At 69.4% G+C, this 25,646-nt stretch carries 25 protein-coding genes and 1 pseudogene; 14 read left to right on the top strand and 12 right to left on the bottom strand.

Features of this window, described 5'->3' with window-relative positions; all coding sequences use genetic code 11:
- Window positions 1–2 precede the first annotated feature (2 nt).
- The 3 genes from FKR81_RS04820 to FKR81_RS04810 all read right to left on the bottom strand — a co-directional run bounded on the left by FKR81_RS04820 (window position 3) and on the right by FKR81_RS04810 (window position 3,371).
- Entirely contained in the window at window positions 3–1,595 is a 1,593-nt protein-coding gene (locus tag FKR81_RS04820) for a carboxyl transferase domain-containing protein (RefSeq protein ID WP_146349707.1), read from the bottom strand.
- A gap of 77 nt (window positions 1,596–1,672) precedes the next feature.
- Window positions 1,673–2,416: an SGNH/GDSL hydrolase family protein gene (locus FKR81_RS04815; protein WP_235921299.1), complete on the bottom strand. Its 744-nt coding sequence runs from the start codon at window positions 2,414–2,416 to the stop codon at window positions 1,673–1,675.
- 169 nt (window positions 2,417–2,585) lie between these two features.
- Window positions 2,586–3,371, bottom strand: coding sequence for an SGNH/GDSL hydrolase family protein (locus tag FKR81_RS04810; protein WP_146349705.1), 786 nt, complete (start codon window positions 3,369–3,371; stop codon window positions 2,586–2,588).
- Window positions 3,372–3,540: 169 nt separating this feature from the next.
- Here FKR81_RS04810 and FKR81_RS04805 point away from each other — a divergent pair, with 169 nt between their 5' ends.
- Both FKR81_RS04805 and FKR81_RS45790 read left to right on the top strand, forming a co-directional pair.
- Complete coding sequence (locus tag FKR81_RS04805; RefSeq protein ID WP_146349704.1) at window positions 3,541–4,134, top strand: SACE_7040 family transcriptional regulator; 594 nt, start codon at window positions 3,541–3,543, stop codon at window positions 4,132–4,134.
- Window positions 4,135–4,183: 49 nt separating this feature from the next.
- Window positions 4,184–5,680, top strand: a pseudogene (locus FKR81_RS45790) (phospholipase A2); the annotation flags it as partial.
- A gap of 328 nt (window positions 5,681–6,008) precedes the next feature.
- Here FKR81_RS45790 and FKR81_RS44885 read toward each other — a convergent pair.
- From FKR81_RS44885 to FKR81_RS04780, 4 genes are read right to left on the bottom strand one after another with little or no spacing between them, the layout of a single operon-like run.
- The gene (locus FKR81_RS44885; RefSeq protein WP_146349702.1) at window positions 6,009–7,019 is read right to left on the bottom strand and encodes an acyltransferase family protein; all 1,011 of its coding nucleotides are present in this window, start codon (window positions 7,017–7,019) and stop codon (window positions 6,009–6,011) included.
- Window positions 7,016–7,705: an alpha/beta hydrolase gene (locus FKR81_RS04790; RefSeq protein WP_146349701.1), complete on the bottom strand. Its 690-nt coding sequence runs from the start codon at window positions 7,703–7,705 to the stop codon at window positions 7,016–7,018. Before FKR81_RS04790 ends, FKR81_RS44885 begins: the two co-directional genes overlap by 4 nt.
- Window positions 7,706–7,757: 52 nt before the next feature.
- Window positions 7,758–8,411 carry a response regulator transcription factor gene (locus FKR81_RS04785; protein ID WP_146349700.1) on the bottom strand — a complete coding sequence of 218 codons (654 nt, stop codon included), beginning with the start codon at window positions 8,409–8,411 and terminating at the stop codon, window positions 7,758–7,760.
- Window positions 8,408–9,547 (bottom strand): sensor histidine kinase, encoded by a 1,140-nt coding sequence (locus tag FKR81_RS04780; protein ID WP_235921339.1) that lies wholly within the window; start codon window positions 9,545–9,547, stop codon window positions 8,408–8,410. The genes FKR81_RS04785 and FKR81_RS04780 overlap by 4 nt, the downstream gene beginning before the upstream one ends.
- A gap of 157 nt (window positions 9,548–9,704) precedes the next feature.
- On the opposite strand from FKR81_RS04780, the gene FKR81_RS04775 reads away from it, so the two are divergent.
- Window positions 9,705–10,211: a hypothetical protein gene (locus tag FKR81_RS04775; protein ID WP_146349698.1), complete on the top strand. Its 507-nt coding sequence runs from the start codon at window positions 9,705–9,707 to the stop codon at window positions 10,209–10,211.
- 10 nt (window positions 10,212–10,221) lie between these two features.
- The gene (locus FKR81_RS04770) at window positions 10,222–11,232 is read left to right on the top strand and encodes a Gfo/Idh/MocA family protein (protein WP_146349697.1); all 1,011 of its coding nucleotides are present in this window, start codon (window positions 10,222–10,224) and stop codon (window positions 11,230–11,232) included.
- A gap of 41 nt (window positions 11,233–11,273) precedes the next feature.
- Here FKR81_RS04770 and FKR81_RS04765 read toward each other — a convergent pair whose 3' ends face one another.
- Window positions 11,274–11,951 carry an NUDIX hydrolase gene (locus FKR81_RS04765; protein ID WP_146349696.1) on the bottom strand — a complete coding sequence of 226 codons (678 nt, stop codon included), beginning with the start codon at window positions 11,949–11,951 and terminating at the stop codon, window positions 11,274–11,276.
- 47 nt (window positions 11,952–11,998) lie between these two features.
- Here FKR81_RS04765 and FKR81_RS04760 point away from each other — a divergent pair, with 47 nt between their 5' ends.
- Window positions 11,999–12,958, top strand: coding sequence for an SPFH domain-containing protein (locus FKR81_RS04760; RefSeq protein ID WP_146349695.1), 960 nt, complete (start codon window positions 11,999–12,001; stop codon window positions 12,956–12,958).
- Window positions 12,955–13,800: an NAD(+)/NADH kinase gene (locus tag FKR81_RS04755; RefSeq protein ID WP_146349694.1), complete on the top strand. Its 846-nt coding sequence runs from the start codon at window positions 12,955–12,957 to the stop codon at window positions 13,798–13,800. Before FKR81_RS04760 ends, FKR81_RS04755 begins: the two co-directional genes overlap by 4 nt.
- On the opposite strand, the gene FKR81_RS04750 is transcribed toward FKR81_RS04755, so the two are convergent.
- The gene (locus tag FKR81_RS04750; RefSeq protein WP_146349693.1) at window positions 13,732–15,015 is read right to left on the bottom strand and encodes an MFS transporter; all 1,284 of its coding nucleotides are present in this window, start codon (window positions 15,013–15,015) and stop codon (window positions 13,732–13,734) included. The two genes, FKR81_RS04755 and FKR81_RS04750, sit on opposite strands and share 69 nt — an antisense overlap.
- 88 nt (window positions 15,016–15,103) lie before the next feature.
- Here FKR81_RS04750 and FKR81_RS04745 point away from each other — a divergent pair, with 88 nt between their 5' ends.
- On the top strand, window positions 15,104–15,958 hold the full coding sequence (locus FKR81_RS04745) for an SGNH/GDSL hydrolase family protein (protein WP_146349692.1): 855 nt from the start codon (window positions 15,104–15,106) through the stop codon (window positions 15,956–15,958).
- A 169-nt stretch (window positions 15,959–16,127) separates the two neighbouring features.
- A complete protein-coding gene (locus tag FKR81_RS04740) occupies window positions 16,128–16,520 on the top strand; it encodes an SSI family serine proteinase inhibitor (protein WP_186762770.1) in 393 nt (130 codons plus the stop codon).
- A gap of 99 nt (window positions 16,521–16,619) precedes the next feature.
- On the opposite strand, the gene FKR81_RS04735 is transcribed toward FKR81_RS04740, so the two are convergent.
- Window positions 16,620–18,893 (bottom strand): glycosyl hydrolase family 95 catalytic domain-containing protein, encoded by a 2,274-nt coding sequence (locus FKR81_RS04735; protein WP_146349690.1) that lies wholly within the window; start codon window positions 18,891–18,893, stop codon window positions 16,620–16,622.
- A gap of 211 nt (window positions 18,894–19,104) precedes the next feature.
- Between FKR81_RS04735 and FKR81_RS04730 the strand changes: the two genes are divergently transcribed.
- Genes FKR81_RS04730 through FKR81_RS04715 form a run of 4 tightly spaced genes read left to right on the top strand, consistent with a single transcriptional unit; the run spans window position 19,105 to window position 22,990 of the window.
- Complete coding sequence (locus FKR81_RS04730) at window positions 19,105–20,928, top strand: ABC1 kinase family protein (protein ID WP_235921338.1); 1,824 nt, start codon at window positions 19,105–19,107, stop codon at window positions 20,926–20,928.
- Between the two features lie 58 nt (window positions 20,929–20,986).
- A complete protein-coding gene (locus FKR81_RS04725; protein WP_146349688.1) occupies window positions 20,987–21,865 on the top strand; it encodes a hypothetical protein in 879 nt (292 codons plus the stop codon).
- Window positions 21,852–22,685 (top strand): hypothetical protein, encoded by an 834-nt coding sequence (locus tag FKR81_RS04720; protein ID WP_146349687.1) that lies wholly within the window; start codon window positions 21,852–21,854, stop codon window positions 22,683–22,685. The genes FKR81_RS04725 and FKR81_RS04720 overlap by 14 nt, the downstream gene beginning before the upstream one ends.
- A complete protein-coding gene (locus tag FKR81_RS04715) occupies window positions 22,682–22,990 on the top strand; it encodes a transcriptional regulator (RefSeq protein ID WP_146349686.1) in 309 nt (102 codons plus the stop codon). The genes FKR81_RS04720 and FKR81_RS04715 overlap by 4 nt, the downstream gene beginning before the upstream one ends.
- A 41-nt stretch (window positions 22,991–23,031) precedes the next feature.
- Here the strand turns inward: FKR81_RS04715 and FKR81_RS04710 are convergent, their stop codons facing one another.
- Window positions 23,032–23,436, bottom strand: a complete 405-nt coding sequence (locus FKR81_RS04710) for a hypothetical protein (protein WP_146349685.1) — start codon at window positions 23,434–23,436, stop codon at window positions 23,032–23,034.
- Window positions 23,437–23,506: 70 nt separating this feature from the next.
- On the opposite strand from FKR81_RS04710, the gene FKR81_RS04705 reads away from it, so the two are divergent.
- Together FKR81_RS04705 and FKR81_RS04700 are read left to right on the top strand one after the other, a co-directional pair.
- Window positions 23,507–24,148: a TVP38/TMEM64 family protein gene (locus FKR81_RS04705; protein WP_146349684.1), complete on the top strand. Its 642-nt coding sequence runs from the start codon at window positions 23,507–23,509 to the stop codon at window positions 24,146–24,148.
- Window positions 24,145–25,080 (top strand): methyltransferase, encoded by a 936-nt coding sequence (locus FKR81_RS04700; RefSeq protein WP_186762769.1) that lies wholly within the window; start codon window positions 24,145–24,147, stop codon window positions 25,078–25,080. The genes FKR81_RS04705 and FKR81_RS04700 overlap by 4 nt, the downstream gene beginning before the upstream one ends.
- Here the strand turns inward: FKR81_RS04700 and FKR81_RS04695 are convergent.
- A complete protein-coding gene (locus FKR81_RS04695; RefSeq protein ID WP_146349682.1) occupies window positions 25,068–25,634 on the bottom strand; it encodes a flavodoxin family protein in 567 nt (188 codons plus the stop codon). The two genes, FKR81_RS04700 and FKR81_RS04695, sit on opposite strands and share 13 nt — an antisense overlap.
- Between the last annotated feature and the right edge of the window lie 12 nt (window positions 25,635–25,646).

Raw genomic sequence — 25,646 nt, 5'->3', positions numbered from 1 at the left:
CATCACATCCGGAAGACGCCGTAGGAGACGGGCTCGATCGGCGCGTTCGCCGCCGCCGACAACGCCAGTCCGAGGACCGTGCGGGTGTCGCGGGGGTCGATGACGCCGTCGTCCCACAGCCTCGCCGTGGAGTAGTAGGGGTTGCCCTGGTCCTCGTACTGCTGGCGGATCGGCGCCTTGAACGCCTCCTCGTCCTCAGCCGACCAGGCGTCGCCGAGCTGGTCGCGGCGCACGGTCGCGAGCACGGACGCCGCCTGCTCGCCGCCCATGACGGAGATGCGCGCGTTGGGCCACATCCACAGGAAGCGCGGCGAGTACGCCCGGCCGCACATCGAGTAGTTGCCCGCGCCGAACGAGCCACCGATGATCATCGTGAACTTCGGGACGCGGGCGCACGCGACGGCGGTGACCATCTTCGCGCCGTGCTTGGCGATGCCGCCGGCCTCGTACTCGCGGCCGACCATGAAGCCGGTGATGTTCTGCAGGAACACCAGCGGCACGGAACGCTTGTCGCACAGCTGGATGAAGTGCGCGCCCTTGACCGCGGACTCGCCGAACAGGATGCCGTTGTTCGCGACGATCCCGACCGGGTGGCCGTGGATGCGCGCGAAACCGGTGACGAGCGTCTGCCCGTACTCCTTCTTGAACTCCTGGAACCGGCTGCCGTCGACGATCCGCGCGATGACCTCGCGCACGTCGTACGGGGTGCGGCTGTCCGTCGGCACCACGCCGTACAGGTCGTCCGGGTTCACGACGGGAGCCTCGGACTTCTCGACGTCCCAAGGCCTCTGCGCGCGCGGACCGAGCGTGCTGACGATGCTGCGCACCATCCGCAACGCGTGCGCGTCGTTCTCGGCGAGGTGGTCGGTGACGCCGGACGTGCGCGAGTGCAGGTCGCCGCCGCCCAGGTCCTCGGCCGTGACGACCTCACCGGTCGCGGCCTTCACCAGCGGCGGACCGCCGAGGAAGATCGTGCCCTGGTTGCGGACGATGATCGCCTCGTCGCTCATCGCCGGGACGTACGCGCCACCTGCGGTGCACGAGCCGAGCACGGCCGCGATCTGCGGGATGCCGCGGGCGGACATGGTGGCCTGGTTGTAGAAGATCCGGCCGAAGTGCTCGCGGTCCGGGAACACGTCGTCCTGCTTGGGCAGGAACGCGCCGCCGGAGTCGACGAGGTAGATGCACGGCAGGCCGTTCTGGAGCGCGACCTCCTGCGCCCGCAGGTGCTTCTTGACCGTGATCGGGTAGTAGGTGCCGCCCTTGACCGTGGCGTCGTTGGCGACGATGACGCACTCGCGCCCGGACACCCGGCCGACGCCGGTGATGATGCCCGCGGCCGGCGCCTCGTCGCCGTACATGCCACCCGCGGCCAGCGGGGAGAGCTCGAGGAACGGCGAGCCGGGGTCGACGAGGTCGTCGACGCGGTCGCGCGGCAGCAGCTTGCCGCGGTCGACGTGCCGCTGGCGTGCCTTCTCCGGGCCGCCGAGCGCGGCCGCCGCGAGCTTGGCGCGCAGCTCGTCGACCAGCGCCGAGTGTTCCTTGGCGTACCGGTCCGACGGCTCCGCGGTGCCGCGGAGGACTGGGGCGTCCATGAGCTCCTCGTGGTCATCAGGTTAGCGGGCGTTAACTACAGATGCTAACGCTCGCTAACCTGACTTTCCACTCGAACTCAGATGAACTTCTCCAGCGCGGGCAGATACCCCAGTTCCTGGCCATTCCGGTTGGGGTGGAACGACTCGTCGACGGGCACGCTCAGGCTCGTCAGCCACGGGTCGGCCGAGCAGATGCGGTGTCCGGCGAACCGGCTTCCGACCGGCACGAACGTGAATTTCTTCGCGTTCGCCCGTGCTTTCACGACTTCGACGAGAACGTCCGCGGCCTCGTTGAGCTTCGCCCGCTTCGGCTCGCTCAGCTCGGTCGGGCAGAACGCCGGGACCTCGTACAGCCGCGGATAGCCGACCACGACCACCTTCGCCCGCGGCGAACGGGTGCGAATGTCCTGGTAGAGACTGTTCAGCCGACCGGGGAGCTCGGTGCGGGCGAACGTCTTCGCCACCTCGACGCGGTCCGCGCACTGCTGGTCCGTGCCGGTCGTGCAGGTGGTCATCACGTCGAAGAAGCCCGCGTCGTTCCCACCAATCGAGATGGTCACGTGGGTGGTCGTTTCCCGGAGTGTGGACAGCTGGGTGGCGCGCACGTCGGCCGTCGTCGCACCCGAGCACGCGACGAAACCGAACTCGGCGGCCTTGCGCTTCGCGGCCCAGAGCACCGGGTAGGCGTGGGCGCTGCGCTTGCAGTCACCGCTGTCGCCGTAGTCGCCCGCGGCGACACCGGACGAGTACGAGTCGCCAAGAGCGACGTACCGAATTGCAGTCGTGGGCGGGGGGGGGGGGGCGGGGGCCCCCCCCCCCAAGAGGAAAACCCACGATACCAAGACCGCAAGTCCTAGTCCGCGGCGCCACGCGCGCCTTACCTAATGCCCGTCGGGGCCGGGGGGGGCGGCGCGGCGCCCACGACCAGAAGGAGTACCAGCATCGAACGCATGCCGGACTGTCTAGCCCGTTCAGGTGAACGGCGAAAGATCAGCCGGTGACCGCGGTCAGCTGCGGCAGGTAACCCTTCGACTGCCCGTTCCGGTTCGGGTGGTACGACTCCTCGACCGGCCAGCTGAGGCTGTTCATCCACCAGTCCGACGAACAGATCTCGTGCCCTGTCCACGGGGTGCGCAGGTCGCGGAACGTGAAGCCCTTCGCACCCGCGCGCTGCCCGATGACGACCGCGAGCGCGTCCGCAGCGCCGTTGATGGCGGCCCGCTTCGTCTCGCTCAGCCCGGCGTTGCACGAGCCGGGCACCTTGTACATGCGCGGGTAGCCCAGCACGACGACCTGGGCGCCCGGCGCGCGGTTGCGGATCTGCGCGTAGACGTTGTCCAGCAGGCCGGGCAACGTGTTCTGCACGTACGTCTTGGCCTGGTTGGTGCGGTTCGTGCAGTCCTGGTCGGTGCCGAACGTGCAGGTGGTGATCACGTCGGTGAAGCCGGCGTCGTTGCCGCCGACCGTGACGCTGACCAGCGTGGTGGACGCGCTGAGCGCGCCCAGTTGGTTGAGGACGTCACCAGTGCGCGCGCCGGAGCACGCCTGGAAGCTGAAGCTCGCCACGCTGCGGGCCGCTGCCCAGAGCGCCGGGTAGGCGTAGTTGCTGCGCTTGCAGCCTCCGCTCGACCCGATGTAGCTGCCGGTACCGACGCCCGACGAATAGGAGTCGCCGAGCGCGACGTAGTTGACGGGAGCGGCGCTCGCGGGTTGCGCGAGAACCAGGGATCCGATTGCGGCGATCGCCGCAGACAGGATGAAACGGGCAGGGTGCATCGCAGCCTCCTGACAGAGGACAACGCAGTGGGGGTGACGCAGGGCACACCAATGGTTACCGATGGGTATGACCTCTGTGAAGTATTCGTCAATAGTTAACAATAAAGCTGTCTACCAGGAGAAATGTCGTCTCAACTGGCGCTATGTGAACGCCTGCTAACCTGCCGTTGTGTCGTCAACAGAAACCGCGAAACCCTCGCGTCGCGAGCAGATCCTGACCGCGGCGGCCGAGCTGTTCGCCCGGCACGGGTTCCACGGGGTGGGCATCGACGACATCGGTGCGGCCGTCGGCATCTCGGGTCCCGCGCTGTACCGGCACTTCCGCAGCAAGGACGCCATGCTCGGCGAGATGCTGACGTCCATCTCCGAGCGCCTGCTCGACGGCGGCCAGGCTCGCGTCGACGCCGCCGCGGACGCCGCGTCGGCACTGCACTCGCTGGTCCGCTGGCACGTCGACTTCGCGCTCGAGGACCCCGCACTGATCACCGTGCAGATGCGGAACCTCGCCAACCTCACCGACCCGGACCGGCGCCGGGTGCGCACGCTCCAGCGCCGCTACGTCGAGGTGTGGGTGGAGACGATCAGGCGCACCGTGCCGTCCGCCGACGAGCCCACCGCACGCGCGGCGGCGCACGCGGTGTTCGGCCTGATCAACTCGACGCCGCACAGCGCGCACCTGGACCGCGACCAGATGGCCTCGCTGCTGTCCCGCATGGCGCTGGCCTCGCTCACCGCGGCGGATCTGGCCCCGTTGACCGCCTGAGCTGCACGGTTGGCGGGGGTGCGTTGCCTTTCCGTAACCTGGCTCGCCAATGGGCGCGCGCAGACTCTTCCTCCTTCTTCCGGTGTGGTTTCGGTTCACGCTGGTGACGCTCGCGGTCTTCTTCTGCGGCGTCGTGCTCAGCCGTCCGGCGGGTGCGAACGACGAGAGGCCGCTCACCGGTGACGTCGCGGTCGCCGCGAGAGCCGTCGACGCGTTCGCCCACCCCAGCGCGGGCCACGACCCGCGCAACGACCTCCCGCACGACTTCGCCGAAGAGCAGAACCGCACGCCCAGGACGGTCACCGCACCCGACGGCACGCAGCGGGCCGTCGACGACGGCGGCGGCTGCTCCGGGCCCGCCGGTGACACCGAGTGGGACTTCAGCGTCGCCTGCCGCGCCCACGACCTCGGCTACGACCTGCTGCGCTACGCCGAGCACAAGGGCAGGCCGCTGCCGCACGACGCGCGCAAGGAGCTGGACGACCGGCTGGCCGCGGACCTGCACCGCCAGTGCGAGATCAACCCGCGCGACGCCAAGACGACCTGCCACGCCGTCGCCGAGGTCTACGCGCAGGGGCTGAAGTTCAACAGCTGGCGCCAGCGGTGGGGCCCGCCCGGCCACGAGCCCGTGGTGGCGTGGGCGTTCGGCAGCGCGGTGGTCGTGTTCCTGCTCCTGGCCCGCACGGGCAACCGGCGCCGGGAGGACCCGCTGGCGCCGCACCCCGTCGTGCAGGACCGCTACGCCACGTTCCTGCGCATCGCGAGCCTCGGCCTGCTGGTCATCGGCGAGACGATCGCGACCATCGCGCACTGGACGGGTTTCGACCCGAACTGGTTGTGGGCGTTGCAGGTCGTGCCGATCTTCTTCTTCGCGGGCGGCCACGCGAACCTGCTCAGCTGGCAGGAGCACCAGGAGCACAAGGGCGGTTTCGGCTGCTACATCTCCAGCCGCATCAGCTGGCTCATGCGCCCGGTGCTGGCGTTCGTGCTGCTGTGGGTGGTGCTGTTCGCCGCGCTGAACCTGCTCGACGTGGAGGTCGACGCGTACAGCAGGCTGATCACGCATCCGTTGTGGTTCCTCGGTGTCTACATCCTCGCGGTGTGCGCGACGCCGGTCATGGCGTGGCTGCACCGCAACCACCGGCTCACCACGCCCGCCGTGCTGACGGCCGTGACGATCGGCGTCGAGGTGCTGCGCGCGAGCCTCGACTGGCGCACCGGCGGCTACGTGATCCTGTTGCTGGGCGCGCTGCTCATGCAGCAGTACGGCTTCTTCTACGCCGACGGCAGCCTCGACCGGATCCCCAAGCGCACGCTCGCGGGCGTCAGCGCGGTCACGCTGCCCGCCATCGCGACGCTGGTCTACTTCGGCGGGAACCCGCGCAGCGTCATCATCCTCGGGCTCGGGCAGGTGTGCCTCGCGCTGCTCGCCCGCAGGCCCATCTCGAACTGGCTCGCCGGCCGCTCGTGGCACGTCATCGACTTCGTCCGCACCGCGCCGATGACGATCTACCTGGCGTACCTCGTGGTGCTCGGCCTGGTCGTCTGGATGATCGGACTGGTCACCGCACCGGTCGTGCTCGTGCTGATCCTCGTGCCGCTCCTCCTGGTGTTCCACCGGTTCGAGACGCGCCGCACGTGGTTTCCGAAGCTGAGCCACGAGTCGCACCGCACCCGGCTCGCGACCGGGCTCGGCGCGGCCTACGGCGTGTTCGGCGTGCTGGGTTTCGTGGTCACCGGGTTCCTCGGCGCCGAGGCGACGCTGGTCGTGCTGCCGGTCGACCCGCTGCAGAACGTCATCCACCTGCTGCTCGGCTGGTACCTGATCCACATCGCCCGCACGGGCAGCTGCGACAAGCGGTTGCCGTGGCTGCTCACGGCACTGGCGTGCGTTCCTCCGCTGCTGGTGCTGGAACCGACGGCGTTCGTGGTCGTGCCGCACGTCGCCACCATCGGGCTCGCGCTGCTGGCATCCATCCCCAGGCCACCAGTGCGAACACCGGCAGCCACGCCAGCCGCTGCCACACCCAGCCAGGGTGATCTGGTGGGGAGCTCAGGCCCGGTCCGCTGACGACCAGCGTCACCATCACCAGAGCGCTCTGGTGCACCAGGAAGATCGGCAACGCCCGCACGTTCAACCAGCGCGCCACCGACGTCTCGCCCAGCCGCGACAGCATCGGCGCGACGGTCAGCACCAGCCCGATCTGCGCCAGTGCCAACGCGAGCGCCGCGTACGTCGGCGGAGACAGGTTCGACAGCGCGGCGCCGGGAATCCCCACCGCGCTCACCGGGTAGCCGCCGAACCGCACCAGCAGCACGTAGCCGACGACACCGCCGACCAGCAGCGGCGGACCGGGAATCCGCTTGCGCGCCAACGCGTAGCCGAGCTGCCACACCGCCCACCACACCGCGTACGGCACGAAGAACACCAGCGCCACCGGAACGAGCACACCCCACGAGTGCTCGTCCAGGAAGCGCACGACGGGCTTCATCGCCAGCAGCACCAGGTACGCGCCGAGGAACCACAGCGGCGTCGTCACGATGTAGACCACCGTCATCACGGTCCCCTGCGGGAACCCGCGCATCGCCAGGCCGGCCAGCACCAGCGCCCAGCACCCGAGCAGCACCGCCACCGGTACCGCGAGCTGCCGGACCCGCGCGAGCCACGGCGTCCGCGAGTGCGCCGCCGCGTAGCCACCCGCGAAGAAGAACAGCCCCAGCGTCTGCAGCACCCACGAAACCGGTACCAGCGCAGGCATCCAGCGCAACGGGCTGTCCACGCCCAGCCCGTTGTCCCCCGGCACCAGCACGGTCACCAGCCAGTGCCCCAGCACCACGCCGACCACGGCGACGAAGCGAACGCCGTCCACAAAAGGGTTCCTCACGGCTGCTCCCCCACTGCGATCAGCGAAAGCGCGTGCAGCGAGGCACTACCGGGCTCGTAGTACGAGTCGTGGCTGCCCTCGGCCGCGAACGACCGCGCGCCGAACGACCGCGCAGTCGGATCGGTGCCGTGGCCGAGGTCGAAGAGCCGCACCTTCGGCACCCACCGCGTCCAGTCGCCGGATGCGCGTGCCGCCCACACCCGCGCGGTGGTGCCCAGCTCGGCGACGCTGGACGCGCGCACACCGGGACTTCCGGTGAACACGATGTCGTCCACCGCGAGATCACGCGCGGCCAGGCCGACGACGACGGACCCGTAGCTGTGCCCGAACACGTGCACGTGCGCCTGGGACGGCAACGCGTGCACGAAGTCGACCAGCTCGCGCGCACCGGCCGCCGCCAGCCTGCCGGTCGCCGCGTCGACGCCGAGTCCTTGCGGCGTGCGGTATCCGAGCCAGGCGACCACCGCCAAGTCATCACGCGCGGTGTGGTCGTACAGCTCGCGTGCCATCCGGCCCACCGTCCGGTCGAACCGCGCGACGTCCACATCGGACCCCGGCACGATGACCGCCACGTGCCGGGCGGTGCTGATGTCCCCGAGCACCGTCACCTTCCGCGCGACCGCACCCGTCCAGTCGGTGGCGGGGGCCGCGAACACCAGCAACAGCACCAGAATCGTCTTCCGCATGACACGGAAGCTAGGAAGGTGAACGGGCCCCGGTCGTCACGCCGGAGAGCCATTACCCCGGTACCACGAGCCCGCTCTCGTAGGCTGCGATGACGAGCTGGGCCCGGTCGCGCAGCACGAGTTTCGCGAGCACCCGGCTCACGTGCGTCTTGACGGTCTGCTCGGCGAGCACGAGGTGCGCGGCGATCTCCGCGTTCGACATGCCCTTCGCCACCAGCACGAGAATCTGCGTCTCGCGGTCGGTCAGCACCGACAACGCGGCGGGCCGCACGCGTTCGATCCGGCGCGTGCGCACGAAGTCCTCGATGAGCCGCTTGGTGATCGACGGTGCCAGCAGCGCGTCGCCCTGCGCCACCACGCGCACCGCGTTCACGAGCTCGGACGCGGGCGCGTGCTTGAGCAGGAACCCACTGGCACCGGCGCGCAACGCCTCGTAGACGTAGTCGTCGAGGTCGAACGTGGTCAGCACCAGCACGCGCGGGCAGTTCACGCCCTCCAGCAGCAGCTTGGTCGCGGTGAGCCCGTCCATCTCCGGCATGCGGATGTCCATCAGCACGACGTCCGGCTTCAGCTCGCGCGAGAGCGCGACACCGGACAGCCCGTCACCGGCGGCGCCGACGACCACGATGTCCTCCTGCGCGCCCAGCAGCGCGGAGAAACCCTCGCGCACCATCGCCTGGTCGTCGACGACGACAACCCTGATCACTTGCCCCCCAAGGGAATTCTCGCCCGGACGGCGAACCCGCCGTCGTCCGTCGACTTCACCGTCAACGTCCCGCCGTGCACCGCGACCCGTTCCCGCATGCCGGTCAGCCCACGCCCGCCGCCCCCACCCAACGACGGCCCGCCCGCGGTGTTGCGCACCACCACGTCGAGTTCGTCGCCCTCGCGGTGCACGTGCACGGAGACGACCGAGCCGGGCGCGTGCCGCTGGGCGTTCGTGATCGCCTCCTGCACGACGCGGTACGCGGTGAGCCCGACGGCCTCCGGCACGTCGCCCACGTCGATCTCGGCCGCGGACCCGGTCCCGCGCACCAGCTCCGGAATCTGGTTGATGCCCGGCTGCGGCTCGGTGTCCGGCGTCTGGCCGTCCGCGCGCAGCACGCCGAGCAACCGCTGCATGTCCGTGATCGCGCTGCGGGCGGCCTCGCCGACCTCGGCGAACTCCTCCTTCGCCGCGTCGGACAAGTCGGTGATCCGATAGGGAGCCGTCTCACATCGCACCACCACGTTCGACATGTGGTGCGCCACGATGTCGTGCATCTCGCGGGCGATCCGCGCCCGTTCGACCAGCGCGCCCTTCTCGGCCTTCTCCTCCTCGATCTGCTGCTCGGCACGTCCGCGCGCGCCGAACAGGTAGCCGACGACCGCGATCACCAGCACCGCGAGCATCGACCAGGTGACCACCTCCTCGGTCTCCCTGCCGCGGAACGCCAGCATGACGAGTTCGGTGAACACCAGCGTGGTGATCACCACACCGCGCGAGTAGAACAGCGCCAGCGAGGCCAGCACCGGCACGTACATGCACCACTGCCACGCCGTGAGCGGCGCCTCGTAGTAGTAGCTCAGCCCGCCCTCGACCAGCACCGCGACCGTGGCGAGCCGCCACGCGGCCAGCGGTGACCGGGTGAGCAGCACGTAGGTTCCCACGGTCAGCGCGAAGAAGAGGGGCCAGTAACCGTCGGGTTCGTCGTACTTGACGTACTCTGCGCTGCCGATGATCGCGATGATCACCCCGTACAGCAGGAACGCCCAGTTCGCGTAACGCTTGTACCGGCCGAAGAGCTGGGCGAACACGCGCGTCGGGTCCGGGAGGAGCAGGACCTGTGCCAGTGTGCGCATCACGTCCCGATGCTAGGTCGCCGCGCGGGTCCGCACATTGGACCTGGGAGTGACATACCTCGGTAGCACTCTGATCAAGATGGGGCATTGCGGCAGTGGAAGGGCAAGCGGTAGGCAGTAGGGCAGAGGATCCCGGTGTCCGGCGGAAGATGAGGCGATGCAACCGCAGCAAGATCCAGACCGCTGGTCCCGGCTCACGGCCGTGGCCGGTGAGGCGCTGGCCGCGGCCAAGGCCGGGGAGGACGCGGTCGCGGTTGACCTCGTGACCGGCTACCTGAGCGGTTCGCCCGAGGGCAACGAGGAGATCAGGGAGCTGGTCCTGCTGCTGTTCGCCGAGTGCAGCTCGATGGTCGGCTCGCTCGGCTCCGGCGGCGCGACGCCGGTCAAGATGCAGGTGTTCGACGAGGAGGGCCACGAGGTCCAGATCGACGACGCCGACCCGCCCGTCCGCACGGCCATCAGAGCTTTGCTGGCCGAGGTGCACGGCGACCAGGACGCCGCGTCCGAGCAGATCGAGATCGCGCTGGCCAACGGCGCGCCGCAGGAGCTGGCCACGGTCGTGCTCCAAGCGCTGCGGTGGACGTTGAAGCTCGCCATCGAATGTGAGACGCGTGACCTCCCGGTGGCTCCGTGGATCACTGACTCGCTGGACGACCAGCCGTAGGGTGAGATCCATGCGCACAGCTCTGGTCGGCTACGGACTCGGTGGGGCGGCTTTCCACGCCCCGTTCATCGCATCGACGCCCGGACTGACGCTGAGCGCGGTGGTCACCTCGAACCCGGCCCGCCAGGCCGAGGTGCGCGAGCGCTACCCGTCGACGGCCGTGCTGTCCTCGTTGGACGAGGTGTGGTCCGGTTCCTACGACCTGGTCGTGGTCACCACGCCCAACCGCTTCCACGCCTCGCACGCGCGGGCCGCGCTCGAGCACGGCCTGCCCGCCGTCGTGGACAAGCCGTTCGCCGGCTCGGCGGGCGAGGCCCGTGCGCTGGCCAGCATGGCGTCGCAGAAGGGCCTGATGCTGGCCCCGTTCCACAACCGCCGCTGGGACGGTGACTTCCGGACGGTCCGCAAGCTGGTCGAGGCCAAGGCGCTCGGCGACGTGCACCGCTTCGAGTCGCGGTTCGAGCGCTGGCGTCCGGAGATCAAGGCGACGTGGAAGGAGTCCGGCGACCCCGCGGACCTGGGCAGCATCCTGTTCGACCTCGGCACGCACCTGATCGACCAGGCCGTCGCGCTGTTCGGGCGGCCGTTGTCCGTGCACGCCGAGATCTCCACGCTGCGCGCCGGTGCCCGTGCGGACGACGACGCGTTCCTGTCGCTGCAGCACGAGGGCGGCGTGCGTTCCCACCTGTGGATGAGCGCGCTGGCCGCCGACCTCGGGCCGCGGTTCCGCGTGCTGGGCACCGAGTCCGCGTACGTGAAGCACGGCATGGACCCGCAGGAGGAGCTGCTGAAGGCTGGCGCCACGCCCGGCGGTCCCGGCTGGGGCGAGGAGGAGCCCGCGGCGTGGGGACGTCTCGGCGGCGAGCCCTACCGCACCGAGCCCGGCGCGTACCAGGAGTTCTACGCCTCCGTGGCGGCCGGCGTCGCGCCCGTGGAGCCGCAGGACGCGGTTACCGGCCTGGACGTCATCGAGGCCGCCCAGCTCTCCTCGATCTCGGGCAACACCGTCTCACTGCGCTGACCCTCGTGAGTGATTGGGAGTGCTATAGCGCTCCCAATCACTCACGACCTGACCAGGGGTGGGTGGAGAGTCGCGGCTGGGCCTCGGCGGTAGAGCTGTGCCGGGCGGCCGCCGTCCCGCGTGGTGGTCTCACCTGTCGGTTCCAACAGGCCCGGTACGCCGGTGACCTTGCGGTGGAAGTTGCGCGCGTCCAGCGCCGTGCCCCACACCAGTTCATAGACGCGGCGCAGCTCGGCGACCGTGAAGTCCGGCGCGCAGAACGCCGTGCCGAGCGGCGTGTACTCCAGCTTGGACCGCGCCCGCTCCACCCCGTCGGCCAGGATCCGGCCGTGGTCGAACGCGAGCTTGCCCGCCGTGTCCACGGGTGACCAGCGCGCCTCGGAGGCGTCCGTACCGGCCACCGGCACCGGCAGATCGGGCGCCAAGGCCAGGTAGGCGACGCTGACGACCCTCATCCGCGGGTCGCGGCGCGGGTCGCCGTAGCTGCCCAACTGTTCCAAGTGGACGCGGTCCAGCCCGGTCTCCTCGGCCAGCTCCCGCGCGGCCGCCGCGTCCAGCGACTCGTCCTCCCGCACGAACCCGCCCGGCAGCGCCCACCTGCCCTTGTGCGGTGCCTCGCCGCGCCGGACGAGCAGCGCGCACAGCTCGTCGGACCGCAGCGTCAGCACGACGAGGTCGACCGTGACCGCGAAGGGAGGGAAATCACTTGGCCGGTACATGGGACCCATCGTAGTGTTATCGTCAGACTGACGATAAGGAGAGATCGATGGCGGACATCAGCGGCTACCCCGGACTGCGGCACCTCAGAGGAGCACCGACGGTCCACGTGAGACACGTGCGCAACGGCAAGGTCGTCCACGAGGGAACGGGCCTGAGCTTCTGGTTCCGCCCGCGCACGGCGGTGCTGAGCGAGATCCCGGTCGACGACCGCGAGCTGCCGATGCTGTTCCACGCGCGGACGAAGGACTTTCAGGACGTCACGGTCCAGCTCACCGTCACCTACCGCTTCACCGACCCGGACACGGCGGCCGCGCGCATCGACTTCTCGATCGACCCGGACGAGGGCGACTGGCGCGGCGACCCGTTGAACCAGGTCGCGGGCCTGCTGACGGAGAGCACGCAGCAGCACGCGCTCCAGTTGCTCACCAAGACCACGCTGGAGACCGCGCTGATCGACGGCGTCGAGACGGTCAAGCAGACCGTCACCGCGGGCATGGCGGGCGACCCGCGCTTCGAGGAGACGGGGCTGCGCGTGATCGACGTCCGCGTCGTCGCGATCAGGCCGGACGCGGACATGGAGAAGGCGCTGCAGACGACCGTGCGCGAGAAGGTGCAGCAGGACGCGGACAAGGCCACCTACGAGCGCCGGGCCATGGCCGTCGAGCGGGAGCGTTCGATCAGCGAGAACGAGCTGCAGAACCAGATCGAGCTGGCCAGGCGCGAGGAGCAGCTGGTCGTCCAGCGCGGCGCCAACGCGCTGAAGACCGCGCAGGACAACGCGAACGCCGCACGCATCGCGCACGACGCCAAGGCCGAGGGCATCCGCAAGCTCGCCGAGGCCGAGGCCGCCGGTGAGGCTGCGCGTCTCGACGCCTACCGCGACCTGCCGGAGAAGGTCCTCTTCGGGCTGGCCGCGCAGGAGTTCGCCAAGAACGTGCCGGACATCAGCAGCATCACGATCACGCCGGACGTGGTGACGTCGCTGGTGAACAAGCTGACGTCATGACACTCGCACCGCGGATCGTGCTGGTGCACCGCAGGACCGAGCTGACGGACCTGCTCGCCAGGCACGGCACCAGAGGACAGGTCGAGTTCTTCCTGCGGTCGCGGGACCGCAGCCTCGAGGAAGTGGAGCACCGTGATCACCAGGCCAGGCACGCGCGCAGGGTCGTCGAAGCCGCCATCCCGATGGACTGGCGCCGCGGCGTAGTCGAACGCGACGACCTCAGCCGGTTCCTGTTCGCACCGGAGGACGTCGTTGTGATCGTCGGCCAGGACGGGCTGGTCGCGAACGTCGCGAAGTACCTCGACGGCCAGCCCGTCATCGGCATCAACCCGGAACGGGGAGTGCTCGCCCGGCACTCCCCCGAGGACGCCCGCTCGCTGCTGCACAGCAGGGAGGTCGAGGAGCGCACCATGGTCGAGGCGCGCACCGACGACGGCCAGACCCTGTTGGCGCTCAACGAGATCTACGTCGGCCACCCGACGCACCAGACCGCCCGCTACCGCATCGCCGACGAACGCCAGGCGTCCAGCGGCGTCCTGATCGGCACCGGCACGGGCGCGACCGGCTGGTGCAGCTCGGTGCACCGCGAACGGCACAGCGAGATCGCACTCCCCACCCCGACCGAACGCAGGCTCGTGTGGTTCGTCCGCGAGGCGTGGCCGTCACCGGGCACCGGCGTCACCCGCACCGAGGGCGAACTCGGCGACCCGCTCGGCATCGACGTCGAGTCCGACGGCCTCGTCGCGTTCGGCGACGGCATCGAGTCCGACGCGCTACGCCTCGGCTGGGGTCAACGGCTGACGATCGGACTCGCCACGCGCAGGCTCCACCTCGTGCGTTGACCCGATCGTGAGCAGGCACGCGACGCTCACCGCGGCACCGAAGATCAGGTACACGGCGATGGGCCACGCGCCGAGCTTGAACCCGAGCAGCCACTGCGCGACGAACGGCGACAGCCCGCCGCCCAGCACCGCGCCGAGCTGGTAGCTCAGCGCCACGCCGGTGTACCGCACGCGCGTGGCGAACAGCTCGGCGTAGTAGGCGGCGGTCGGCCCGAACAACGCGCCGGAACCGACGAAGCCGAGCACCATCGCGAGCACGACGTACCGCGCGTCCAGCAGCCAGAACATCGGGAACGCGAACACGCCGATGAAGATCGCCCCGCCGAGCATCACCGGCAGCCTGCCGATCCGGTCGGACAGCCGCGCGAACAGCGGCACGGTCAGCGCCTGCCCCAGCGAGCCGATGACCGTGGCCATCAGCATCGTGTTCGCGGGAACGCTCAACTCCCTGCGCCCGTAGGAGATCAGCCACGCCGACAGCACGAAGATGAAGATCTGGAAGCCGAAGTTCACGCCCGCCGCGAGCAGCACCCGCCGCCACGACTCCCGCAGCACCCGCGCGACCGGCAGCTTCACCGCCTCCTCGCGTTCGAACAGCGGGCTCTCGTCGACGCGCAGCCGCACGTACAGGCCGATGCCGACCAGCACGATGCTGAACAGGAACGGGATCCGCCAGCCCCACACGAGGAAGTCCGGGCCGGACCACCTGGTCGCCAGGAACATCGCGACGTTCGCCAGGATCAGGCCGACCGGCGAGCCGATGAACACCCAGCTGCCGTACCAGCCCCGGCGGCCCGGCGGGGCGTGCTCGACCGCCATCAGCGACGCGCCGCCCTGTTCACCGCCCATGAAGAAGCCCTGCAGCACGCGCAGCGCCACCAGCATGAGCGGCGCCGCGATGCCCGCCGACGCGTAGGTCGGCAGCACGCCGATCAACGCCGTCGCGAGCCCGGTCGCGGAGAGCGTGATCACGAGCATGGTGCGCCGCCCGACGCGGTCGCCGAAGTGGCCGATCACCACGCCGCCCAGCGGGCGCGCGAAGAAGCCGGCGCCGAACGTCAGGAACGCCAGCAGCACGCCGACGCGGCTGTCGAACTGCGGAAAGAAGATCTTGTCGAACACCAGGGCGGACGCCGTGCCGTAGAGCAGGAAGTCGTACAGCTCAACCGCGTTCCCCACCGAGCTCGCCACTGCCGCCTTGCGGACCCCCGTCATCCCTCCAGGGTGCCCGCAAGTATTGACAGCGCGCAATCATCCGGTCACCCTTCGTCTCACGTACCTACTCCAGAGTAACGAGGTAGCAATGACGCGCCGAGTGACTGTGGTTGCCCTGCTCACGACCATGATCGCTGCCCTGCTCGTGCCGACCGCCAGCGCCGCACCGAGGTACCGGAACTACGTCTCCCTCGGTGACTCGTTCGTCTCCGGACCGTTCATCCCCCTCCAGAGACTCGACCCGCTGAGCTGCTTCAAGTCGACGCAGAACTACCCATCGGTGCTGACCAGGCGGCTGAGGATCGAGAAGTTCACCGACATCTCGTGCGGTGGCGCCCAGACCAAGGACATGTTCGCCGCGCAGAGCGGCTTCCCCGGCCAGAGCGTCGCGCAGCTGAGTGCGCTCAGCGCGTCGACCGACCTCGTCACGGTGTCGATCGGCGGCAACGACATCGGGTTCTCCGACATCATCACGACCTGCGCGAGCAAGAGCGTCACCGACCCGCACGGCGCGCCCTGCAAGGCGGCGTTCGGCGACGAGCTCGCCCAGCGCATCGCCGCCACCGCGCCGAAGATCGCGAACGTGCTCGCGGGCATCAAGCAGCGCGCACCGAAGGCCAAGGTCGTGGTCGTCGGCTACCTGCGGGTCATGCCACCGTCGCAGGGCTGCTGGCCGGTCGTGCCCGTGGCGAAGGGCGACGTGCCGTTCCTCGACGGCGTGCAGCAGCAGCTCAACGGCATGCTCGGCACGCAGGCGCAGCTCGCGGGCGCCGCGTTCGTCAACCCGTACGACATCAGCCTCGGCCACGACGTCTGCGCGCTGCCGTGGAAGAAGTACGTCGAGGGCATCATCCCCACCTCGCTCGCGTCCCCGGTGCACCCCAACGCGGCGGGCATGGCCGCTGTGGGTAACCAGGTGGCCGGCACGCTCACGACCGGGTGATCCATGAGGGAAGGCCTTCATGGACCTCAGGTCTACAAAGGCCTCCCCTCATCGATTTCGGCGACGGTGGTTGTGCACGGGCGGTTGCACGGTGAGCGGCGAGGTACACGATCCGGTGTTACCGCTGAGTTGGCTGGAGTTTCAGGTTTTGGCCGTCCACTGTGAAGACATGGCCAGGACTCGAATCTTGTTTGCGTGCCTCATGCTGGCCGCACCGCTCATGGGCGTCATCCCGGCAGGCGCCGCCACACAGTCGTCACTGGTGCTCTCCTTGCGCCAGCAGGCACAGACGTCGCTCAGCACCGCGCAGCTGAAGTGCGAACCGCCCGGCGGTACGCACCAATCGGCCGAGGAGGCCTGCGACAGGATCGCCGAGGCCGAAGGCGACTTCAACAACCTCCCCGGCAGGTCGGACTCGGTCCTCTGCACGATGGAGTTCAACGAGACGACCGTTGCCGCACGCGGTAAGTGGCGCGGCAAGAGGGTCAGCTACCGCGAGACCTTCGCGAACCCGTGCCTCGCCCACGCGGCGACGTCCGGAGTGTTCCACTTCTCAGACTGACGTATCTGGGCAAGTGCCCCCGCCTCCGTTACAGCGGGGGGCGTTTCTGCTCGCCGGGGCCCCACCGCACCGCCGTCGCAGTGGGACCCCGGCGATGCATCACACCGGCAGACCCCACGGGGCTGCCGGGGCGCCGATGACCGGTCCGACGTTGAGGTCGGGCCGGTCGCCGCGCTTGTGGACCACGGCCGTCTCGCCGCGCCGCAGGTCGATCCTGAGATCGCCGTTGGGCAGCACGGTGAACCGCTTCGGCCGCCCGTACCGGTCGCGCACCTCCGGGTCGGTGATCGCGACGCGCAGCACGCACGGCGCGCCCGCCTCGCTGTGCACCTTGACCCACCGCGTGGTGCCGCCCTGCCGGGACGCGCTGAGCAGGAACGCGCCCTGCGTGCGGAAGTCGTCCAGCGAGATGTCGCCCCACGAGGCGGGCACGGCCGGGAACACCCGGATCACGTCGCCCCAGCTCTGGCAGAGCATGTCGTACATCGACTGCACCGCGGAGAGCGGCGTCTCGATGACCGGGCCGCTCTCCTGGTACATCGTGTTCGGCTTGATGTACCTGCGCATCAGCTCGCCGAGGTAGAACTCGGCCTTGTCGCCGCGCAGCATCTGCGCCGAGATCGACGCCGCACCCGTGAACGTGTAGCCCTGGAGCGCGCCCTCGAAGCTGATCCAGTGGTTGAGCGAGGTCTCGATCAGCTGCCGGTTCGCCGCGTTCTCCCAGGTGACCTCGTACAGCGGGTAGACCTGCAGCAGGTGCGAGTAGTGCCGGTGCGACTTCGCGAACGGCACGCCCGCGCCGATCATGTAGCCGTTCTGGTCGACCGGGTACGGCGTCAGCGTGTCGAGCACCTCGCGCCACTTGCCCGCGAGCGGGTCGTTGATGCGCAGGGTCTTCGCCGAGTCGATCAGCGTCTGGCAGCCCCAGCGGATCAGCGACAGGTCGTAGTTGCAGTCCGCCGCGTTCACGCCGTACTCGGGCGAGAACGTGAACGGCAGGTGCAGCTTGCCGTCGGCGCCCTTGGTGAGGAAGTGGAAGTAGTAGTTGATCGCCCTGCGCAGCAACGGGAACAGCACGTTGCGCAGGATCCGCTCGTCCATGGTGTGCCGGTAGCTGAGCCAGACGTTGTGCATCGTCCACGCGAGGTTGCCGACCTCGGGCGTGGGAACGTCCTTGCCGGGAATGCCGACGCCGTACCCGGAGTTGCCGATGCCGGCGCCGTTGTTGACGGTCATGTCCGTCGTGCGCGGCACACCGGCCGAGTCGTGCCGGTACTCCGCGGGCACCTGCTCGACGAGCGCGTCGCGGTACTTGTCGATCGAGTGCGTGACGGCGTCGAGCTCGAGGTGGTTGGAGCCGTGGATGAGCCAGTACTCCAGCTGCACGTTGAGGTTCCACCACGTCGCGGGCCACGGCGTGTTCTCCAGCCACGGACCGCACGTCGCCATCGCGGGCGCGTCCTTCCGCGCGGCGCTGGCGAGCTTGTAGAACTGGATCCAGTAGAAGCTCTGCAGCTTCTTGTCCGGAATGGACAGAAAGCTGTGCTGGTAGTAGTCGTGCCACCACATCCGGTGCTGCACGGCCATCGACTCGACCGAACCGCACCTGAGGTTCTGCAACGCGCGCCGCACGGACGTCTTGTCCGGGTGCGACCACGTGACGGTCGTGTAGAGCGTGCGACGTGTTCCTCGGGTGTCCTCGCGCCACGCGGTGACGTGCTCGCCGCCCGCGTTCAACGGCTGCACGGCCAGCTTCACGTCACCGCTGCTGGTGAGCTGCACCGGCGGGTTGTCGGTGAAGCCGACGGGCGGGGGCCGGTTCCACTTGGGGTCGGTGCGCGGGCTGATCGCCTTGGCGGGGTTGAAGACCCACTTGAAGGCGCGCTCGCCGTCCGTCGCCTGCACGTCGACCGCGAACACGTCGCGTCTGCTGTGGATGAACGCCCGGATGCGCAGGCTGCCCGCCGCCGTGGTGATCGTGCCCACCAGCTCGGCGTTCCACAGGTCGAGCCGCAGGTCGATCGCCGTGATCGCGCCGACCGGTTCGAGGGTGAAGTACCCGATGGGCAGCCGGGCGAGGCCGAACAGCGCACCGAACTCCGGCCGGTGGTCCTGCACCTGCGAGTGCTGGACGTTGAAGCGGATCGCGTTCTTGCCGGGCTCCTGGTAGATGCCCGACCCGAGGAAGCCGTTGCCGAGGAACGGCCCGTCGAACCAGGTCGTCGGCATCTTCTTCCAGATCATGTCGGAAGAGCCGATGAAGTCCTTCCAGCTGAAGCCGTCTCGCGCGTGCGCGAGGTCGGGCAGGAGAGCGCTTCCCGCTACACCGGCCAACGCGCCGCCGATGAGCGTGCGTCGGTTCACCTCTACCACCGTGGCTCCTCACTTCGCTGTGCAGGGCGGCGATTCATCGGATCTTTCGTGACCTGGGACACCCCGTCAAGGGGCATTCACGTACTTGAACCGAGAGGTTCGTCCGATGTATGGGACTCTCAGTAAAGGTGATCTAGCCTGCGGAAACGTGAACGACTTCCTGCTGTACACGGTCGGCGTACCTGTCACGTTCGTGTTGCTCATCCTGGGCATGGCGCTGGCCGCGCGGAGAATCCTCGGCCTGCGGATCGGCCTGGTCCGGACGGCGATCGCGTGCCTGCTCGGCCTGTCGTTCACCTCCGGAATTTTCAGTGCGACGCGGATCGAGCAGGCCGGGTCCGCGCTGGCCTCCGTGCAGCTCGGCATCACGCTGCTGATGGTGATCGGTCTGCTGACGTTCGCGGAAATCATCGTCCCAACTGGCTCCATCCCGCCGCCGACCGACTGGTGGCGCGCGTTGCGCCGGCGGATCGCGCGCACCCGCCGGTACTCGCGCATCACGTCCATCGCGTTCCAGCACGGGCTCGGCCCTTACCTGCGCGGGCGCGAACGCACGTCGTCCGGGCTGGCGCGGTCGCTGCGGCTCGCGCTGGAGGACGGGGGCGTGACGTTCGTGAAGCTCGGCCAGGTGCTGTCGACGCGGCCGGACCTGCTGGCACCCGAGTTCGTCGACGAGCTGTCGTTGTTGCAGGACAACGTTCCCGCCGCGCCGTGGGACCAGGTGCGGGAGGTATTGAAGGCCGAGCTCGGCGACGTCTTCGACGAGTTCGACGAGGTGCCGATCGCCGCGGCGTCCATCGCCCAGGTGCACCGCGCTCGGCTGAAGAGCGGCGCCGAGGTGGTCGTGAAGGTGCAGCGGCCGGGCGTCCGGCGCGTCGCCGAAGGTGACCTCGACATCGTCGACCGGCTCGCGAACACGTTGCAGCGCACCAGGTGGGGCCGCGCGATGGGCGTGCGCGACCTGGCAGCCGGGTTCGCCGTCGCGTTGCGCGAGGAGCTGGACTTCCGGGTCGAGGCGCGCAACATCGCCGCGGTGACCGCGACGTCGAGCGACGCCGTCGGACTCCCCCGCGTGCACGAGGAGCTGTGCACCGCACGGGTTCTGGTGATGGACCGGCTGGACGGCGTCCCGTTGCGCGCCGCGTCGCTCGACGACGCGGACCTCGCGCGCACGCTGCTCCAGTTCGTGCTGCGCCAGGTGATGCTCGACGGCGTCTTCCACGCGGACCCGCACCCCGGCAACGTCATGCTGCTGTCCGACGGACGGCTCGGCATGCTCGACTTCGGCTCCGTCGGCCGCATCGACAGCATGCTACGCGCGGCGCTGCAACGGCTGCTGCTCGCCATCGACCGCGGCGACCCGGCCGGACTCACGGACTCGTTGCTGGAACTGGTGAACCGGCCGGAGGAGATCGACGAGCAACGCCTCGAACGCGCGCTGGGACAGTTCATGGCGCGGCACCTGAGCGCCGGGATGCGGCCGGACGTCGAGATGTTCGGCGACCTGTTCAAGCTCGTCCACCGGTACGGGCTGAGCATCCCGCCGGAGATCGCGGCCGTGTTCCGCGCGCTGGCGACGCTGGAGGGCACGCTCGGCGTGATCGCGCCGGGCTTCAACATCGTCGTCGAGTCGCGGGCGTTCGCCGGCGCGCAGATCAGCGAGCACCTGACGCCGGAGTCGTTGCGCCGCAACGTGACCGAGGAACTGCACTCGATGCTGCCGATGCTGCGCCGGCTGCCGCGCCGGGTCGAACGCATCACCAGCGCGCTCGAACAGGGCCGCCTCGGGCTGTCCATCCGGCTGTTCTCCGACGAGCGCGACCGGTCGTTCGTCACCGGGCTGCTGCACCAGGTCATGCTCACCGTCCTCGGCGCCACCGCGGGCCTGATGGGCGTCCTCCTGCTGGGTTCGGCAGGCGGACCGCAGGTCGGCTCGGAGATCACCCTGTACCAGGTGTTCGGCTACAACCTGCTGGTCATCAGCGTGCTGCTGGGCCTCCGCGTGGTGGTCACCATCTTCCGACCGCGCGCTTGACAGCGTCAGGTTTGCAATGCAAACCTGATTGCGTCATGGCGAAGTTGGGGGATGACACATGACCGATGATCCGAAAGTGCTGCTCGAAGAGCTGTCCGGCCTGCGCAAACGTGTGCGCCACGACCGGCACGGCTACTGGTTCCCACTGCTCCTGTTCGGCGTGCTGACGTTCGCGGCCATGCCGCTGTACGCACCGAAGGAGCTCCCGGTCGGAGGCGTCCACGTCGATTACGGCGTCGGCTGGCGGCTGTTCGGCACGTACGTCGACCCGTTCCGGCTCTACTACCCGGTCATCGAACCGCTGGAGCATCCGCTGGCGCTCGGCCTGTACTGGACGGCCGTGCTGGTGCTCGGCTTCCTCGCGACCGTGCGGTGGTACCGGTGGCGCGCCCAGCGGACCGGGGTCGAGACCCCGACCCGCACGTACGCGGTGGCGACGTCGCTCGCACTCGCCGTACCGCTGGTCGGTGTGCCGGTGCTCTGGTTCGTCAGCGCGACCGTCAACATCATGGGCTGGTGGCTGAACGGCGCCCGCACGGCGGTCGCGGCACTGCTGCTGGTGGCCGTCGTCGTCGCGATCGTCGCGATGAGGCGGAACCCGTCGCGCCGGGTCGCGCTCGCGGTGTGCGTGCCCGCGGTGCTGGTCAGCACGACGTTGCTCGTCGCGCTGAGCATGGTGGGGCACGGGCAGTTCCTCGTGCTGGCCGTCGGACTGCTCGCGCTGGCGTGGGTGGAGCGCAGCACCCTGTTCGCCGTGATCGCGCTGGTGTTCACGATCAGCGCGCTGCTCACGACGCTCTACACGATGGAGAACGTGTTCTGGCGGCTCGGCCTCCCGCAGTTCGTCGGTGACGACGTCCTGCTCCCGGCAGCAGTGCTTCTGCTCGGCGGCGTCGCCGGGCTGGCCGCTCAGGCGGTGAGCCGTGAACAGCACTGATCCCAAGGGGTTGCTGGACGAGCTGGCCCGGCTGCGCGCGCGGGCCCGTGACGACCGGCACGGCTACTGGGCCCCGTTCCTGCTGTTCGCGGCCCTGATCGTGGGAGCGGTCCCGTTCTACCTGCGGCCGGAGTGCCCGCCGGGGTGCTCGTGGTCGTCGAACGGCATGCCGGAGCTGTGGCACTGGCTGCACCCGACCGGTCAGGGCATGCGGATCGGCGGGTACTTCCCGTCGCTGGCGCAGGACTTCTACTGGCTCGCCGCGCTCGCGGTGGGGTTCCTGGCGACCGTGTGGTGGTACCGGTGGCGAGCCGGGCGAGTGGGCGTCGAGACCTCGACGCGCCTCTACGCGCAGGTGACGCTGTTCGTGCTCGCGCTGCCGCTGCTCGGTGTCCCGGTGCTCAGCGAGCTGTTCTTCAACCGGCTCGGCTGGCCGCTGGCGCTGGCGGCGGTCGTGGTGGCGGTGACCGCGGCGACGCTGCTGTCCAAGCGCAAGCTCCGCACCGCGGTCGCGATCCTGCTGCTGATCCTCGTCGCGCACTTCCTCACGGTCATCCCGGCCGGGCAGCTGCTGGTGATCGTCGTGGGCGTGCTGGGGCTCGCGTGGGTCGAGCGGAGCACGCTGTGCACGGTGTTCGCGTGGCTCTTCACCGCCACGGTCGCACTCGTGGTGGTGGCGCCGATCTGGTTCTACGACTGGCCGCCGTTGCCCGCCGCGCTGTACGACTCCGCGGACCTGGTGCTGCCCGCCGCGGTGCTCGCGATCGGCGGGATCAGCGGACTGGTCGCGGCCTGGGCCCGTCGTAAGGTCTCGCCGTGACCGAGCATCCGACCGCCGGCATCGACGAGACCGTCCACCAGCGGCACCGGCTGGGCATCCTGACCATCGCGGCCGAGGCGAAGCGCGTGGAGTTCGGGTACCTGAAGTCCACTTTGGAGCTCACCGCGGGCAACCTCTCCCGGCACATCACGGTGCTGGAGGAAGCGGGCTTGCTGGAGGTCGAGAAGGGCTACGACGGCAAACGGCCCAAGACCTGGGTGAGCATCACGAACAAGGGCCGGGAGGCGCTCGCCGCCGAGATGGCGGCGCTGCGGGCTCTGCTGGACCGGCACGACCGGGGGTGAGAGAGCCGGGACGCGACCGCTGGGGGTGGCCGCGTCCCGGTTCAGTACTGGCGCAGGTAGACGGACACGTCGTCGCGCCACACCCCTTGACCGTCCGAAGCGGACTGGATGATGGTCATCTCGTTCAGGTTGCCGAGAATGCGCCACGCCCGCGCCACCGGCGTCGGGCCCACGTAGGCGATCGTGCAGAAGCGCCGCGGCTCGATGACCGTGCGCACGCGGTCGACCCGGCCGACGGTCATCGGCGTGTCGCCGTTGAGGTCCAGCGCGTAGCCGGTGCGGATGGGATCACCGGACCCGAGGATCCCTTCGATGCTGACGACCAGGCGGTCGCCGTCGAGCCTCAGGTCGTAGTGCCCGGATCTCGGTGGGACACCGCCGGAATAAGCGCTGCGTGAGGGGTCCATCACCCAGTGCCCCAGAAAGGGCACGAGATCGTCGCTCATTCGTGTCTCCTTCGCGGAAGTCCGCCATTGGCGGATTGTCCGGCGCGGACTGCCGGGCGACCATCACCCGATGAGTTATGAGACGGGAGTCCGCTGGAAGTTGCTCCCGTTCGTCGTGCTCGGCTTCGTGCTGCTGAGCTGGATCGTCTTCGAGGCGTTCGGCATCATCGACTTCGAAGGCGTGGTGCAACGGGTGCGGGCGGTCGACCCGGCGACGACAGCGGCGGTGATACTCGCGCTGCTGGTGGTGGACGTGCTGCTCCCAGTTCCGAGCACGCCGCTGATCGTGCTCGCCGGCACAGCGCTCGGCGTGCCCGGAGGGGTGGCACTCGCGGTCGCGGGATCTATGGGTTCCTCGGCCGCAGCGTACGCGCTGGGACGGTGGGCCCGCCCGTGGCTCGTGCGCAAGGTCGTCACCCTCGAGGAGCTGCACGACATGAGCCGCTGGTGGCGCACGTTCGGACCGTGGCTGTTCGGCGTCGCCCGCGGCGTGCCGATGATGGCCGAAACCGTCGGTGTGTCGGCGGGAGTCAGCCGCACCCCGTTCCACGTCTTCTTCTGGTACACGCTGCTCGGCACCGTGCCGATCTGCGTGGCGTACGTCGTCGCCGGCTCCTACGCCGAGACCGTCGAACAGATCGTGATGATCTCGGCCGTCGGCTTCCTCGCCATGGTCGGTGTTGGGTACTTGCTGCGCAGGAGGCTTCGGTGACACCAGACGCGATCTTCCAGGTGGCCTACGGGTTCACCGCCGCCAAGACGTTGCTCGCGTGCAGCGAGCTCGGCATGTTCGAGGCGCTCGCCGAATCCACGCTCACGTCGGAGGAACTGGCGGATCGGATGGGCGTTCCGGAGCGCTCGGCGTCGCTGCTGGCGAACGCCATGGTGGCGCTCGGGTTCGTCGAGCTCGCCGACGGCGGTTACCGGAACAGCCCGGTGTCGGAGAAGTTCCTCAGCGGCACCACGCAGGCGGACCTCCGGCCGATGCTGCGCTTCATGAACCGCATCACCTATCCGCAGTGGGGCGAGCTGGAGGTCGCCGCGCGCACCGGTGAGCGATCCACTGTGGACTACCCGACCGAGGTCTATTCAACGGGTATGGAAGCGATCAACGCGGGCACGGCCGCCGCGCTGACCGCCGTGTACGACTTCGCACCGCACCACCGCGTGCTCGACGTCGGCGGCGGCACCGGCTCGTTCCTCACCGCGATCATCCACCGGCACCCGCACATCCACGGCACGCTGTTCGAGAGACCGGAGGTCGTGACGCTGGCCAGACCGGGGGTCGACCTGGTGGCCGGTGACTACCTGGTCGACCCCCTGCCGTCCGGCCACGACGCGGTGATCCTGGCCAACGTCGCGCACCACCTGTCCGAGACGCAGACGGTCCAGCTGCTGGAGAACGTCCGCAGCTCGTGCTCGTCCGACGCCAGGCTGCTGCTGATCGACTTCTGGACCGACCCGACGCACACGCAGCCGATGATCGCCGCGCTCACGGGGGCCCAGTTCCTGCTGTCCAGCGAGGTCGGGCGGCTGCACAGCGCCGACGAGATGACCGGCTGGCTCGGCAGGGCGGGCTGGACGTTCGACCGGCACGTCCCCCTGAACGGCGCGACCAGCCTGATCGTCGCTCAGGCCGCCTGACGCCACCTGCGGGTGGCCTCGGCGACGCGGCGGCCGAGGTGCTCGGCCGTCGCGATGTCGGCCTTGTGCACGCCCTCAGGCCCCTCGTCGCTGTTCGTCTGCGCGCCCGCGCCGAGGAAGATGCCGAGCCGGTTGAGGTCGTTCTCGGAACCCTGGGTGCTGTTCCAGCCGGGGTGCAGGCCGAGGTTGACCCAGTTCATGCCGTGCTGCGCGGCCAGGATCGAGAAGAACTGCAGCGTGTGCACCTTGTCGCCGCTCTTGGAGCCGGAGTTGGTGAACCCGGCGGCGATCTTGTCCTTCCAGGCCTGGGAGAACCAGCGCTTCGACGACTCCTCGGCGAACGCGTGGAACGCGCCGGACGCGGTGCCCATGTAGGTCGGCGACCCGAACACGATCGCGTCGGAGGCGTCCAGGAGCTCCCACTGCTCCTCGGTCAGCTGGTCGACCGGGAGCACGTGAACGGTCGCGCCCGCGTCCGCGGCGCCGTCGCGCACGGCCTCGGCGAGCACCGCCGTGTGGCCGAAACCCGAGTGGTAGGCGATCGAAACGATCATCGGTGTGACTCC

This window comes from Lentzea tibetensis (assembly GCF_007845675.1).
Lineage (GTDB): Bacteria > Actinomycetota > Actinomycetes > Mycobacteriales > Pseudonocardiaceae > Lentzea > Lentzea tibetensis.
Note: the sequence above shows the minus strand (reverse complement) of the source record. Positions and strands in the feature narration are given on the sequence as shown.

Bases quoted from the DNA above. Each gene is read 5' to 3' on its own strand.
- FKR81_RS04740 (WP_186762770.1), top strand. From the start codon at position 16,128: ATGGCCAGGACTCGAATCTTGTTTGCGTGCCTCATGCTGGCCGCACCG.
- FKR81_RS04725 (WP_146349688.1), top strand. From the start codon at position 20,987: ATGACCGATGATCCGAAAGTGCTGCTCGAAGAGCTGTCCGGCCTGCGC.
- FKR81_RS04710 (WP_146349685.1), bottom strand. From the start codon at position 23,436: ATGAGCGACGATCTCGTGCCCTTTCTGGGGCACTGGGTGATGGACCCC.
- FKR81_RS04810 (WP_146349705.1), bottom strand. From the start codon at position 3,371: ATGCACCCTGCCCGTTTCATCCTGTCTGCGGCGATCGCCGCAATCGGA.
- FKR81_RS04765 (WP_146349696.1), bottom strand. From the start codon at position 11,951: ATGTACCGGCCAAGTGATTTCCCTCCCTTCGCGGTCACGGTCGACCTC.
- FKR81_RS04705 (WP_146349684.1), top strand. From the start codon at position 23,507: ATGAGTTATGAGACGGGAGTCCGCTGGAAGTTGCTCCCGTTCGTCGTG.
- FKR81_RS04775 (WP_146349698.1), top strand. From the start codon at position 9,705: ATGCAACCGCAGCAAGATCCAGACCGCTGGTCCCGGCTCACGGCCGTG.
- FKR81_RS04695 (WP_146349682.1), bottom strand. From the start codon at position 25,634: ATGATCGTTTCGATCGCCTACCACTCGGGTTTCGGCCACACGGCGGTG.
- FKR81_RS04730 (WP_235921338.1), top strand. From the start codon at position 19,105: ATGGCGCTGGCCGCGCGGAGAATCCTCGGCCTGCGGATCGGCCTGGTC.
- FKR81_RS04755 (WP_146349694.1), top strand. From the start codon at position 12,955: ATGACACTCGCACCGCGGATCGTGCTGGTGCACCGCAGGACCGAGCTG.
- FKR81_RS04780 (WP_235921339.1), bottom strand. From the start codon at position 9,547: ATGCGCACACTGGCACAGGTCCTGCTCCTCCCGGACCCGACGCGCGTG.
- FKR81_RS04750 (WP_146349693.1), bottom strand. From the start codon at position 15,015: ATGACGGGGGTCCGCAAGGCGGCAGTGGCGAGCTCGGTGGGGAACGCG.
- FKR81_RS04760 (WP_146349695.1), top strand. From the start codon at position 11,999: ATGGCGGACATCAGCGGCTACCCCGGACTGCGGCACCTCAGAGGAGCA.
- FKR81_RS04770 (WP_146349697.1), top strand. From the start codon at position 10,222: ATGCGCACAGCTCTGGTCGGCTACGGACTCGGTGGGGCGGCTTTCCAC.
- FKR81_RS04790 (WP_146349701.1), bottom strand. From the start codon at position 7,705: ATGCGGAAGACGATTCTGGTGCTGTTGCTGGTGTTCGCGGCCCCCGCC.
- FKR81_RS04745 (WP_146349692.1), top strand. From the start codon at position 15,104: ATGACGCGCCGAGTGACTGTGGTTGCCCTGCTCACGACCATGATCGCT.
- FKR81_RS04820 (WP_146349707.1), bottom strand. From the start codon at position 1,595: ATGGACGCCCCAGTCCTCCGCGGCACCGCGGAGCCGTCGGACCGGTAC.